Source organism: Bacillus sp. AFS077874, assembly GCF_002566505.1.
Classification (GTDB): Bacteria; Bacillota; Bacilli; order Bacillales; family Bacillaceae_G; genus Gottfriedia.
Window position 1 is genome coordinate 85244 of record NZ_NUYF01000014.1, and the last position, 14944, is coordinate 100187.

Here is a 14944-nt window from a genome sequence, read left to right on the forward strand (position 1 = left end):
GGAGAAGATAGGTGGAAAATGATTTTAAAGGAGAGGATAATGTGAGTGAGAAAGAAAAAATGATAAATGGTGAGATGTATTTAGCGTGGGATCCTCAATTGATTGAGGAGAGAGTTAATGCCCGACGTTTAACACGTGAGTATAATTTGACGATTGAAACGGAAAGTAGTAAACGAGAAAATCTATTAAAGCAGTTATTTGGTTCAACTGGTGATACAATATTTATTGAACCTACGTTTCGTTGTGATTATGGATACAATATTCATGTCGGTGCAAATTTTTATGCAAACTTTGATTGTGTCATCTTGGATGTTTGCCCGGTTTATATTGGCGTAAATTGTTTTATGGCACCCGGTGTACACATTTATACTGCAACACATCCACTTGATCCAGTTGAGAGGGCAAGTGGAGTTGAATTTGGTAAACCAGTAACGATTGGTGATAATGTTTGGATTGGTGGAAGGGCTATTATTAACCCAGGAGTAAAGATTGGACATAATGTAGTGATCGCATCTGGTGCGGTTGTAACAAAGGATGTTCCCGACAATGTTGTCGTTGGAGGTAATCCCGCGAGAATGATTAGGGATATTAAGTAACGGAATTTCTAAAAAGTCCTTTTTAGAAAAGCTCACTGCGTGAAGATAAATTTCCAATGCTAGAAATGGAGGGCAATTTCATCTATATTTTTATCATTTGTATATTACTAGGTTTATTGCTGTTATTGTATATGTTTATAGAAGCTCGGTTAAATATAGTTAGAAAACATGAATTTTCTTTTTCAAATACTCCTCTTGAAAAGCCAATTAGACTATTTTTTATTTCTGATATTCATAGAAGAAAAATACATTCTTCCATTATAGATCGACTGTCAAATCAAGTTGATCTTGTTATTATTGGTGGGGATTTAGTAGAAAAAGGCGTGCCTCTTAAACGGATCGAAGAAAATATTCAAAAACTATGTAGTCTTGGGAAAGTCTATTTTGTTTGGGGAAATAATGATATCGAAATAGAAAAGAATGATTTACTGACTATTTTTAAAAGATGGAATGTAACTGTTTTGAAAAATTCTTCTGTTACGATAAATCATTCGCAAAGAGATTGGGCATTAATTGGGGTAGATGATTTGAAAACTGGAGAGGTTGATCTTGAACTTGCCTTTCAAGATGTTAAACCAAATGCTTTTAAGCTTATAGTTAGTCATAATCCAAGAATCTTGAAGTTACTAAAGAAGGAACAAGGAGTATCACTTGTTTTAAGTGGTCATACACATGGAGGGCAAATCAGGGTTTTCAGATACGGTCCTTATGAAAAAGGTAAAACGCATGTGTACAATGGGATAACACAAATAATAAGTAATGGATATGGAACGACGACTATACCACTTAGATTAAGTGCAAGGCCGGAAACTCATTATATTGTTATTAAGAGTATTTATAGTCATTAGGAAAGGAGATACATTCGTATCTTCTTTTTTTATTATTAGAACTTTTTTAATATTTTTCTTTGTAAAAAAATATGAACGAAAAATAAATATGGAAATTTAGTCAAATTAGAGGATTGTAATAATTATTAGTAATTATTTCTAATCTTTTCTTTTTTTTATTAAAAAATGCAAAATTCGCCCAAATGAAAATTGTCTGAAAATGACGTTTTATAAAGCTTTTTAATAAATAGTTCTATAAATAGGATCAATTATCTTCTTTTTTTTAAAGTTTATTTGATGATTTCCCCCAATTTACGATGTCGATTACTAGCGATAAAATAAAAAAAAGAAAGAGAATTGTCAAAAGTCAAAATAATAAAATAAAAAATGGGGGAGAACAGGTGAGTAAAAGAAACTTTAAAATGAGTTTAGCTAAAACAACGATCAGTGCGCTTGTTGTAGGCTCGATGATTCCATTTAACGTACTAGCAGCTACTTCAAATGCGAGCACAGAAAAAACGGTCATGGGTTCACTGGCACAAAAAACAAGCACACCAGACTTAACAGCTGAGCAAATCGCCGCGTTAAAGAACGTGTCACCAGAAAGTGATGTAAAGATTTCGCCAAAAATTGATACGACAAGCTCAAAACCAGTTAGGGTTATTGTCGAATTTACACAAGCGCCAGCAAAAATAAGTGTACTGCAAAAAGCAGTGGAGGGCGAAAAAACGACATTAAGCGCAGAAACTAGCGCAGTTAACTCGTCACACGCTACATTTAAGTCATTTATAAAAGGGTTAAATAATAGTGCAAGTAAAACGAATGCAGTAAATGCAGTATCTGCATTATCTGTTTCGCCAAACGAAGTATCTAACGAAACATCCGATCAAACTGGGGATGCAACCGCTCAAATTACGCGTGAATACACACATGCATTAAACGGGGTGGCAATGACACTACCAGGTAACTTAGTTGAAAAATTATTTGATTCTGGTGTAGTAAATCGTGTATTAAACGATGACTTAGTAAAGCTTGACCCAAGTGAACTGAAAGCTGCTGCTGAAAGTGAACAAGGTGGGAATAATTTAGCAGAAAATTATATTCCATTACCAGGAATTGAAGATTTGCATAAAGAGGGCACTACTGGAAAAGGAATCAATGTAGGAGTTATCGATACAGGAGTTGACTACAATCACCCAGATTTAACAGACGTATATAAAGGCTACCGTGCAAAAAGTGGTGAAGATGCAAGCAAAATCGATCCAACGACAGTTAAAGGTTGGGATTTTGTTGATAATGATGCCGATCCTATGGAAACTACAATCGATGATTGGATAAAAGCTGGCAAACCTGAAAGTGATGAACCGTATTACACGTACCACGGAACACACGTATCAGGTACGATTGCTGCTCAAGCGAAAAATAATGTAGAATTCCCAGCTCAAGGGGTTGCACCAGGCGTGAACTTGTATGACTATCGTGTACTTGGTCCTTACGGTACAGGGTATACAGATGGGATTGTAGGTGGAATTGATAAAGCAATAAAAGATGGTATGAAAGTGATCAACTTATCTCTTGGAGCACCAGTTAATAATCCGTTATCAGCTGAAGCTGTGGCAATTAATAACGCAACCATTGCAGGTGTAACATGTGTTATTTCAGCAGGAAACTCTGGTCCAGGTGAAGGGACACTAGGTACACCAGGTGCATCAGCACTTGCCATTACAGTTGGAGCAAGTGATTTCCCAGTTAGTATTCCAATTGCGTCAGCAAAAGTTGGAAATGAAACATTTACTGACTTCAAGTTACTTGGAAAAGGATACAATGATCATGTGTCAGATTTAGAGAACAAATCGTATCCAATCGTGGATGTTGGTTTAGCACAAGCAGCTGATTTTAAAGATGCGAACGGCAATCCAATCGATTTAACTGGAAAAGTTGCACTTATTACACGAGGTACAATCGCGTTAGCTGAAAAAATTACAAACGCAGCGAAAGCAGGCGCAGTTGCAGCAATTATGAGTAATAATATTGATGGGGACATTGATGCTTACTTAGCAAGTAATGATGGCTTTATACCAACATTCCGTATGACAAAAGCTGACGGTGAACGTTTACGTAGTGTAGAAGGCACAAATACAATCACCTTTACGAATGTAAGTACAACAAATACAGAAGGGAACCACTTGGCAAGTTTTAGTTCAAGAGGACCAGTCGCTGCAACATATGACATTAAACCAGATGTTGTTGCACCAGGTGTATCGGTATACTCAACTTATCCATATTTCGTTCATAGCCCAGATAAAGTAGATTATAGTAACGCGTATTCTCGTATTTCAGGTACATCGATGGCGTCGCCACATGTGGCAGGTATTGCTGCACTAATCTTACAAGCCCATCCCGATTATACACCTGCTGATGTGAAAGCAGCGTTAACAAACACTGCTGGAAATCTAGACGGCAATTATTCTGTATACGAACAAGGTGCTGGTTTAGTCAATGTAGTGAAAGCAGTAAAACGTGATGTGAGTTTTAAAGCACAAGACACAACTGCAAACATTGATAGTAACGGTAATAGTGTGAACTTGAATTACGAAAAAGGTTCATTAACGTTTGGCGCAGTGTATAAAAAAGACGGTGCGGTCAATACGAGTAATCGAACAGTGAAAGTAAAAAATCGAGGAAACTCTGACAAAACGTTTGATATATCTACAACTTTCATTAAACCAAATGCAACAGTTAGTGACGCAACTAAAAACGGCATTACGGTGACAACTAGTTCACCATCACTAACAGTAAAAGCAGGTGAAACAACGAACTTTACAGTAACTTTGAATCTGCCAGATACGGCGGAATATGGCCGATACGAAGGTTATTTGAACATTGTTAATCATGACGACCCAAGTGAGACGTATCGCATGCCATTGGCTGTTCGCTCGGTAGAAAAAGGACTTGGCAATTTACTAATGGATGTTCCGGCAGCCCCGACTCGACAACCGGTAATCTATTCGGACTTCAACGGAAACCCAGGTCGTCAACTAAAGTTCCGATTCAACAGTCCAATGAAGTATTTCTGGATTGTGATTTATGACAAAGACGGAAATCCAGTTGGTGCAACAACGGATTCCCCATTAAATGTGAGTAGTGTTCAAACCGATATTGATTATGTTGTAGGCTTTGACCCAAGCACATACTATCCGTTTATTGGAGATCCAAAACTCGAAAAAACAAATATGTTCACAAAAGCAGCATTACCGGAAGGGCAATATACGTTAAAAATGCGTACAACTGATACGACTAACATGTATGCAAAAACGTATGAAAAATCACAACTGTTTGTGGTGGACAACACGCTACCGACGTTAACCTATAAAGACCATGCACCTGGCGTGTACGAGTTAGAAGACAAAGATTTTACCGATGAACAACAAAATGGCAACATGTACAACGCATTCTGGGTACACACAAACCTATCGGATGAAGGGACAGCGAAACTTGCTCCACTTGGGTTAACGCAGTCAGCAAATATTTTATGGTACTATCACAATAGTGTCGGGGAACCAGAAGGCGATTTCCCAGTTGAAGCAAATGGCGATGCAAAATTCGGAATTGAAAAATCCGATATCGAAAATGGACCAGCAACAATTACGTTAATGCCAATGGATGCAGCACATAACGTGGAGCTTCTCAATGATTTCCATGAGTACGGGTTTATCAAAAAAGGATCACCGTATATGGTGCCGACGTATAACAAACAAAAAGTTACCTTAAACGATACAATCAAGATGACGTTAAACTTAAACAACGTGAAAGATATGATGTCAGGTACTTTTAAATCAGCATACTACCATAATTATCTTGAGCTACAAGGCGTAACAGTCAACCCAGCATTCCAAAAGTGGGCAGACCAAAACGGTGTAAAGGTGAATGTAGATACACCAGTGAAAACAGCAGATGAGGTTTACCCTGGTCACGTGACAGACATCAATGTTGGGGCACATTTAACAGGTGGATCAGACTTTAAAGGATTCAATGGCGATAGTCCATTTTTAGATGTGACATTCAAAGTGACAGATGACATGTGGGATATTATGTATTCGAAATTGACACCAGATGATGACATGACAAAATTTAGCATGACACAATACGGCACAGATGAAACAAAAGAAATTACAGCATTTAGCCGATTAAATCAATTCCAAATCGTTCCGACGCATTCACAAGTGCAAACGTACGTGAAACTTCAAGGGCTTAAAAATAACTTCACAGCGAAGTTGGATAGCATTGGCGCAAAAGGGTACGCACAACTACCGGACGGAACGAAAATACCAGGTACAATTGATAGTTATGGCTACATTGATATCAAAGGCATTCCACTTTCAAAAGATCCAATCAAGTTCATTGTGGAAGGACCAGGACACTTAAAGAGCATACAGTCTATCACACTTGGTAAAAAATCGCCATGGGGTGATGATCTTGGAGTGTATAAATACATCGGAGGAGCTCAACCGTACGGAGCAGCTGGTGATATAAACGGCGACGGTGTGATTGACGTTCTTGATGCGAAGCGAGTATCTGATAAAATGGGTCAACAAGATAGTGTAAACTACCCAATAGAAGATTTAAATAAAGACGGTATTGTTGATAGTAACGACATGCAGTTTGTCGCTACTAACTTCGGTAAAACAAATCCAGATGCAACGATTTTACCAAAAGAAGTTATGAAAGTTGACGGTAAAGACTTGTATGCTACAGAAATCTTCAATAAGGCTAAGGTTTATAGTAATGTAAATACGTTCAAAGTTGATTCGAAACATGCTAACTCAGTTACACTTAATTGGTTAGCTGTAGATCCTGCCGGCAATTGGGGTGGATTGAAAATTCAACAGCAATCAAGCAATGATGGTATCACATGGCCAACTACTTGGACAGATGCAAAACTGGATACACCAATCACAGTTAGCTCAACTAGTGCCAAAGTTATAGGCTTAAGTGATAGTACTTTCTATCGTTTTAGATTAGTTGTTAATGGCGGCTTAAATGGTACACTTAACAGTGGTTATTCAAACGTTATTCAGATGACTACTTTACTTTTAACGCCAACTATTGATGTAATTGATGATAATGATACAGCGATTACAGGTAAAGCAAATGCAAATGTCAATATTGTTGTGAAAAATAATAGTACAGTAGTTGGTTCAGGAAAAACGGATGCAAGTGGAAACTATAATATTCAAATTAAACCACAAAAAGCAGACAGTGTATTAACAGTAAGTGCAAATGATGCAACTGGAAACCAAAGTGAAACAGCATCGATTGTTGTATTAGATCGTACAGCACCAGACGCACCAATCGTGAATACAGTGACGAAAAAAGATCAAAAAATTACAGGTAGAACTGAAGCAAATGCGAAGGTTACTATAAACTTCAACAATGTAGTGACAGAAGTACAAGCAGATCAAAACGGGAACTTCAGTTTAGACATACCTCATAAAAACTATGGCGATTACATTGGATTGGTAATCTCTGTAACGGCAAAAGATGCAGCAGGGAATGTGAGTGCTGCAACTGAAACAGTCGTTTTAAACAAATAATAATAAAAACGGGGAGCCTCTGTGAAAGAGGCTCTCTTTTTTCGTCCAAATTGCATAACTAGACTACTAGAAAAACGAACTTAGTAAAAGAAGTTTCCTAATTTAAAAAGGTGATTTGTAGTTTTATGGCGAATAATAAATATTGGGTATTTTTTTGTTTGGAGGTTAAAAAATGAAAAAGGTTTTAGTATTAGGTGGTACAAGGTTTTTCGGAAAACGACTTGTTCATAAATTAATAGATAAAGGTTATGATGTTTCAATCGCAACAAGAGGACTTACAGAAGATGAATTTGGAGATCAAGTTAGTCGTTTTGTGATCGATCGACGAAATCCTGCGACAATGGCAAAATTAAGCAAGCATAATTGGGACATTGTCTATGATAATATTTGTTATACTCCAAAAGAAGCAAAAGAAATTATTAAACTATTAACTAATCAAGTTAAAAAATATATTTTTACTTCATCTTTAGCAGTTTATGATACGGGATTAAACCATGTGGAAACTGACTTCGATCCTTACAATTATCCTATTAAGTATAATAAAGATAACGAATATTCATATGCCGAAGGGAAGCGTCTTTGTGAGGCTGTTTTATATCAAGAAGCAAATTTTCCAGTGTTTGCGGCTAGATTCCCAATCGTATTAGGACCAGATGATTATACGAAAAGATTACTCTTCCATGTTGATAAAGTTTTAAGAAATGAAGAAATAATACTATCAGATTTAAACAAAGAGATGACCTTTATCGATTCTGATGAAACCGCTGAGTTTTTACTTTGGTTAGGTGAAAATGAATCGATTAAAAGTGGTCCTTTTAATGCATGTTCTAATGGTGAAATAACTTTTCAAGAAATAATAAACATTTGTGAAAAGGAAACTGGAAAAGAGGCTATTATTAACTCTCATGGTCCAGTCGAAGATCAATCACCATTTGATGCTTATAGTGATCAATCATTGAGTAATCAGAAAGCTAAAAAAGAAGGGTTTCAATTTTTAGAGGTACATGATTGGATGAAAAATTTAATTCATCATCATTGTTCACTATAAAAAGTTCATAAAATGTACAAAAAATAAAATTCCGAATTTCTGGAATTTCCAGGTTTTCGGAATTTTATTGAAGTGAAATTCCGAAATTTCGGAAAAATTTCGATAAAAATAATTGAAAATTATAAATTAACTTAATATTATTAGAATTATAAAATAAATATTCAGTGTGAAGACACGGTCCTAAAAATATACACATCAGTCTAAGGACAATCCATTAATAACTTGGCACACTATTTGCTTATATAAAAGCAGAAGGACATTCTGTGAAAGGAGCAAAATACAGTAAATAGTGGAAATTGAACTAGTTAAATAGTTTGAATGAAAGCGTTATCAGAAAGTGCCGATTCATAAAGATAACAAGGAGGTTATTATGGAAATCTTAATTATTTTATTAGCATTAGGACTTTTAATGTTTGTTGCTTATCGCGGGTTTTCTGTTATTTTATTTGCACCAATTTGTGCTTTATTTGCAGTACTTTTAACTGAACCAAGTTATATTCTTCCATTCTTTAGTAATATTTTTATGGAAAAAATGGTTGGTTTCATAAAACTATATTTTCCTGTATTTTTACTTGGAGCAATTTTTGGTAAAGTCGTTGAAATGTCTGGAATTGCTGAATCAATCGCGAAAACAATTATTCAATTAGTTGGAGCAAAAAGAGCGATTTTAGCGATTGTATTAATGGGCGCAATTTTAACATATAGTGGAGTAAGCTTGTTTGTTGTTGTATTTGCTATTTATCCATTTGCTGCAAACTTATTCCGTGAAGGGAATATTCCTAAACGATTAATTCCTGGAACAATCGCACTTGGTGCGTTTACATTTACGATGGATGCATTGCCAGGTACACCGCAAATTCAAAATGTTATTCCAACTACATTTTTCAAAACAGATATTTATGCTGCACCATTTCTAGGTATTTTAGCTGCTGTTTTTGTACTTGCAGTTGGTCTTTGGTACTTAGAATCAAGACGTAAAAAAGCAGAAAAAGCTGGTGAAGGTTATTTAGGATTTAATGGAGAATTAGCTGCTGCAAATGAAACTCAAACAGAAGTTCCTTCATTAACGACCAATACGCCTACACCAGTTTTAAAACAAATTTTAGCATTTGTTCCACTATTATTAGTTGGATTTTCAAATAAATTTTTTGTTGTTTCATTCCCAAAATGGTACCCAAATGGATTTGACTTTAAATCAATTGGACTAGAAGCTTTTGGGGTTGTTCAAATTCCTGCAGTTGTTGGTATTTGGTCAGTTGAATGTGCTTTAGTTATTGGGATTCTTTCAGCGATGATTTATGGCTATAAGAATATGCGTACAAATCTAAAGACAGGTATGAATGCAAGCATTGGTGGAGCACTACTTGCTTCTATGAATACTGGTGCTGAGTATGGTTTTGGTGGAGTAATCTCTGCTTTACCTGGATTTGGGATGGTAAGTAAAGGAATCTCTCATACATTTACGGATCCATTAGTAAATGGAGCTGTGACAACTACAACTTTAGCAGGTATTACAGGTTCTGCATCAGGTGGTATGGGGATTGCACTTAGTGCAATGTCTGAAAAATATATCGAGGCAATCAATAAATACAATATTCCCCCTGAAGTTATGCATCGTGTTATTTCGATGGCTTCAGGTGGTATGGATACTTTGCCTCATAATGGTGCAGTTATTACATTATTAGCTGTAACTGGTTTAACACATCGCCAGTCATATAAAGATATTTTTGCAATAACAATCATTAAAACAGTTGCAGTATTCTTAATCATTGCAGTATTTAAACTTACAGGACTTGTTTAAGAATGTTAAACTACTAATCTTACTTTTGAAGGGAGCAAAATAATGGGCAAGAATAAGGTAATTACTTCAGTTGAAGAGGTTGTTTCACAAATTCATGATGGAGCTACGATTATAGTTGGTGGCTTTGGTCTTTGCGGTATTCCTGAAAAAATGATTTTAGCATTACGAGATAAAGGGACAAAGGATTTAACAATCGTAAGTAATAACTGTGGAGTAGACGATTGGGGTCTTGGTCTTTTATTAGCAAATAAACAAATTAAAAAAATGGTTTCTTCATATGTTGGAGAAAATAAAATTTTTGAAAAGCAGTTCTTAAGTGGAGAACTTGAAGTAGAGCTTGTTCCTCAAGGGACTCTAGCTGAACGTATTCGTGCAGGCGGTGCTGGAATCCCAGGATTCTACACAGCAACAGGTGTAGGTACACCAATCGCAGAAGGAAAAGAACATAAAGTATTTAATGGAAGAACTTATTTATTAGAAGAAGGAATCGTAGGAGATTTTGCATTTGTTAAAGCGTGGAAAGCTGATAAGCAAGGAAATCTAATTTTTAGAAAAACTGCTCGTAACTTTAATCCACTTGCAGCTATGGCTGGAAAAATCACAATTGCAGAAGTCGAAGAAGTAGTAGAAGTTGGGGAACTTGATGCTGATGCAATTCATACGCCAAGCATTTATGTACAACACGTATTCCACGGTGAAACATACGAAAAACGAATTGAACGTAGAATGACTACAGGAGTATAGGAGGCTAATAACATGAAAGATATTCGTCAATTAATTATTCAAACTGCGGTTAAAGAAATTCAAGATGGTATGTATGTAAACCTTGGAATTGGACTACCTACTTTATTAGCAAACTATCTTCCAGAAGGAATTGAAGTAATGCTTCAATCTGAAAATGGTTTACTAGGTATTGGACCATACCCAACAGAAGCTGAACTTGATGCTGACTTAATCAACGCAGGTAAAGAAACAGTAACTGCGGCTAAAGGAGCTTCTTATTTTGATAGCGCTGAATCTTTTGCGATGATTAGAGGAGGCCATATTGATTTAGCTATTTTAGGTGGTATGGAAGTCTCAGAAACTGGTGATCTTGCTAACTGGATGATTCCAGGAAAAATGGTTAAAGGTATGGGCGGTGCGATGGACTTAGTAAATGGTGCTAAGAAAATCGTCGTAGTGATGGAACATGCAAATAAATACGGTGAAAGTAAAGTTAAAAAAGCATGTACTTTACCTTTAACTGGAAAAAGCGTAGTTCATAGACTAATTACTGAATTAGCAGTTTTTGATTTTACAGAAAATGGAATGGTTTTAGTAGAATGCGTTGGTGGAGCAACGATTCAAGAAATTACTGAAAAAACTGAGGCTACATTTACAATTAGTCCGAAGTTATTAAATAACGTGAACTAATCTTTAAAAGGAGGCAAACAAATGCAGCAAATGCTTTCTGAGAAGGTTGCACTGATAACTGGTGCCGGTAGTGGAATTGGTTTTGAAATTGCTAAAACCTTTGCAGAGCAAGGAGCAACAGTTGTCTTAACCGACTTAAATGAGGAAAATGTTCAAAAGTCTGCTACATCATTACAAGAGCTAGGGTTTAATGCGATCGGTTATGCATGTGATGTTACAAATGAAGAACAGGTAGTTGACACGTTTCATAAAGTAATCGATCAATTTGGTGAATTACATATTTTAATAAACAATGCTGGATTACAATACGTGTCATCAATAGAGGATTTCCCTACTGAAAAATTCGAATTACTTATTAAGGTCATGTTAACTGCACCTTTTATTAGTATCAAACATGTATTTCCAATTATGAAAAAGCAAAAGTATGGTCGCATTATTAATATGGCTTCGATCAATGGGTTAATAGGATTCGCTGGCAAAGCTGCTTATAATTCTGCGAAGCATGGCGTTATTGGTTTAACAAAGGTTGCTGCATTAGAAGGTGCAACTGAGGGTATTACAGTCAATGCAATCTGCCCAGGCTATGTTGATACACCTTTAGTTCAAAACCAGTTGGCCGACTTAGCAAAAACAAGAAATGTGCCAATTGAAAGTGTAATTGAAGAAGTAATTTATCCATTAGTACCTCAAAAAAGATTACTTACAGTAAAAGAAATTGCAAATTATACAGTATTTCTTGCTAGTGAATATACTGGCGGGGTTACAGGTCAAGCGAATGTAATAGATGCAGGATATACAGTTCAGTAGGATAAGAGGAAAGGTTTGTTTTGAGCAGGGGGTGATTCCTGCTCTTATCCTTTCTAGTACCCTACTACTTTAAGCGAGGTATGGTATGAATAGTATGTTAGAGAGTCTTCCTTTTGATTGGATTTCCGAGATTATTAATCTTGCAACTGAGTGGATTGTTGTCGTTAATCGTGAAGGAAAAGTTTTGTATATGAATGAATCGTATTGTGAGTTTGTTGGTCGTTCTGCTCATGAAGTGATAGGGATGCCTGTAGTAGATGTAATTGAAAACTCTAGAATGCATATAGTCGCCAAAACTGGTCAGGCAGAAGTAGCTGAGATCCATCCAATAAAAAATACAGAAATGGTCGCAAATCGTTATCCGCTGTATGTAGGGGATGAATTAGTAGGTGCTGTTGGAACCGTAATGTTCCGTAATGCGCAAGAGTGGCTTGAGTATTCTAAAAAAGTAGAACCTTTAATAGAAGAATTAAACTATTATAAAAGAAAATTTGAGAAAGAGTTAAGTAGTAAATATAGCTTCAATCAAATAATTGGTGATACTCCAATCTTTAATTCTGCAAAAAACTTGGCAGAGCAAGTATCTGCAAGTTCATCTGCAATCTTACTTTTTGGGGAATCTGGTACAGGTAAGGAATTATTTGCACATGCAATTCACGATGCTAGTCCAAGAAGAAACTTTCCATTCGTAAGAGTAAATTGTGCTTCAATTCCAGAGCATTTACTAGAATCAGAGCTATTTGGTTATGAAGAAGGTGCTTTTACAGGTGCAAAAAGAGGCGGGAAAAAAGGAAAATTTGAGATTGCGAACCGAGGAACGATTTTCCTAGATGAGATTGGTGATATGTCTTTGCATATGCAAAGTAAATTACTGCGAGTACTTCAAGAAAGAGAGATTGAAAGAGTTGGTGGAAGTTCTCCTACTTCCATTGATGTAAGAGTCATTGCCGCTACGCATCGAAATCTTGAGAAGATGGTAGTATTAAAAGAATTTCGTCAGGATTTGTATTACCGCTTAAATGTAATTAAAATAGACATTCCTCCACTTAGATCAAGGATAAATGATTTACCTCTCATAGCAGATTCGTTAATAAAAAAACTCGAAAGGAAATTTCATCGAAACGGAATTCAAATTTCAAATGAAGTTTTTCAAATTCTTAAGTCACATCATTGGCCAGGAAATATTCGAGAACTAGAAAACGTACTTGAGAGATGCATAAATGTCCTAAATGGTAAAGTGATTACACCAAAGCAATTACCTCTTTATTTATATGAAAATCCAACCAATCAAAAAAATACAGTCGAATTCGAAAAAAATGCATCTCAATTAAATAATCAAATTTCCTTAAAATCGTTAAAAGAAATGATTGAAGAGACCGAAAAGGAAGCAATTAAGAGAGCTCTAATTGAATCTCAAGGTAATAAAATTGAAGCTGCAAAATTATTAGAAATAAGCAAGTCAACTTTTTATGAAAAATGTAAAGCTTATAACATAAAAAGTTAAAGGATTTCATGTCGTTTGGTTAATTAGGATGAAATAAAAAGGGGGAAATAAAATGAGTGAGAACGTTGTAATTGTTAGTGCTGTTAGAACTGCAATCGGAAGTTTCAGTGGTACATTGAAAGATGTAAGTGCAGTAGAATTAGGTGCTAAAGTTATTAAAGAAGCGATTAATAGAGCGGGTATTCAAGAAAGTCAAGTTGATGAAGTCATAATGGGAAATGTACTTCAGGCTGGTTTAGGTCAAAATCCGGCTAGACAATCAGCATTAAAGGCAGGACTCCCAAATACTGTCTCAGCAATGACGATAAATAAGGTTTGTGGATCTGGATTAAAATCAGTCCATTTAGCGACTCAAGCAATTATAGCAGGAGACTCTGAAATTATTGTTGCTGGCGGGATGGAAAATATGAGTCAAGCACCATATTTACTTAAAGGTGCAAGAGATGGATATAGAATGGGCAATCAACAAATTGTTGATAGTATGATTGCAGACGGACTATGGTGTGCGTTTAATGATTATCACATGGGAAACACAGCTGAAAACTTAGCAGTTCGTTATGAAGTTTCTAGAGAAAAACAAGATGAGTTTGCGGTAAATAGTCAACAAAAAGCCGAAAATGCAATGAAGGCCGGAAAATTTGAAGATGAAATTGTTGCGATTGAAATTCCACAACGTAAAAAGGATCCAATCATTTTTAAAGAGGATGAATATCCAAAATTTGGTGCTACAGTAGAGAAAATTTCATCACTAAGACCAGCCTTCGAAAAAAATGGAACAGTTACAGCAGCAAATGCCTCAGGTATAAATGATGGCGCAGCAGCAGTTGTATTAATGAGTGAAAGTAAAGCAAGAGAACTAGGTATTAAACCATTAGTAAAAATAAATGCAAATAGTAGTGCAGGCGTTGATCCGAGTATAATGGGAATTGGAGCAGCATTTGCAGCTAAAAAAGCAATTGAAAAATCATCGATTGAATTAAGTGAAATAGGCTTGATTGAAGCGAACGAAGCATTTGCTGTGCAATCGCTTTCTGTTATGAAGGAATGCGGTTTTGACGAAAATATTGTAAATGTAAATGGCGGCTCGATTGCACTCGGACATCCAATTGGTGCAAGTGGAACTAGAATACTAGTTACATTGATTCATGAAATGAAGAGAAGAGAGACACAGTACGGCCTTGCAACACTATGTATTGGTGGCGGAGAAGGCGTTGCGACAATTATTGAAAATTGTTTTGAATAAAAAATAAATAAATGGCGGTAGGACTCTTAATGATCCTACCGCATCATTGGATTAATTAAAAATCACCGCAGACTGGCGAAGCAACGAAGAAAGCGAGCGTTTACGGGCAGT

General features: G+C 36.0%; 10 protein-coding genes. All 10 read left to right on the forward strand.

Features of this window, described 5'->3' with window-relative positions; all coding sequences use genetic code 11:
- Positions 1-59 precede the first annotated feature (59 nt).
- The 10 genes from COJ46_RS16775 to COJ46_RS16820 all read left to right on the forward strand — a co-directional run bounded on the left by COJ46_RS16775 (position 60) and on the right by COJ46_RS16820 (position 14833).
- The gene (locus tag COJ46_RS16775; protein WP_097973943.1) at positions 60-596 is read left to right on the forward strand and encodes a sugar O-acetyltransferase; all 537 of its coding nucleotides are present in this window, start codon (positions 60-62) and stop codon (positions 594-596) included.
- Between the two features lie 56 nt (positions 597-652).
- Positions 653-1444, forward strand: a complete 792-nt coding sequence (locus COJ46_RS16780; protein WP_097973811.1) for a metallophosphoesterase — start codon at positions 653-655, stop codon at positions 1442-1444.
- 380 nt (positions 1445-1824) lie between these two features.
- Complete coding sequence (locus COJ46_RS16785) at positions 1825-7017, forward strand: S8 family serine peptidase (protein WP_176522447.1); 5193 nt, start codon at positions 1825-1827, stop codon at positions 7015-7017.
- A 172-nt stretch (positions 7018-7189) separates the two neighbouring features.
- Positions 7190-8065 (forward strand): NAD-dependent epimerase/dehydratase family protein, encoded by an 876-nt coding sequence (locus tag COJ46_RS16790; RefSeq protein ID WP_097973808.1) that lies wholly within the window; start codon positions 7190-7192, stop codon positions 8063-8065.
- A gap of 370 nt (positions 8066-8435) precedes the next feature.
- Positions 8436-9866 (forward strand): GntP family permease, encoded by a 1431-nt coding sequence (locus COJ46_RS16795; protein ID WP_097973806.1) that lies wholly within the window; start codon positions 8436-8438, stop codon positions 9864-9866.
- A gap of 42 nt (positions 9867-9908) precedes the next feature.
- A complete protein-coding gene (locus COJ46_RS16800; protein WP_025568519.1) occupies positions 9909-10610 on the forward strand; it encodes a CoA transferase subunit A in 702 nt (233 codons plus the stop codon).
- A gap of 12 nt (positions 10611-10622) precedes the next feature.
- Complete coding sequence (locus tag COJ46_RS16805) at positions 10623-11279, forward strand: 3-oxoacid CoA-transferase subunit B (protein WP_097973804.1); 657 nt, start codon at positions 10623-10625, stop codon at positions 11277-11279.
- A gap of 30 nt (positions 11280-11309) precedes the next feature.
- On the forward strand, positions 11310-12086 hold the full coding sequence (locus tag COJ46_RS16810; RefSeq protein ID WP_097973941.1) for a 3-hydroxybutyrate dehydrogenase: 777 nt from the start codon (positions 11310-11312) through the stop codon (positions 12084-12086).
- Positions 12087-12171: 85 nt separating this feature from the next.
- Entirely contained in the window at positions 12172-13590 is a 1419-nt protein-coding gene (locus COJ46_RS16815; RefSeq protein WP_097973803.1) for a sigma-54 interaction domain-containing protein, read from the forward strand.
- Positions 13591-13642: 52 nt separating this feature from the next.
- A complete protein-coding gene (locus COJ46_RS16820) occupies positions 13643-14833 on the forward strand; it encodes an acetyl-CoA C-acetyltransferase (protein WP_097973801.1) in 1191 nt (396 codons plus the stop codon).
- Positions 14834-14944 lie beyond the last annotated feature (111 nt).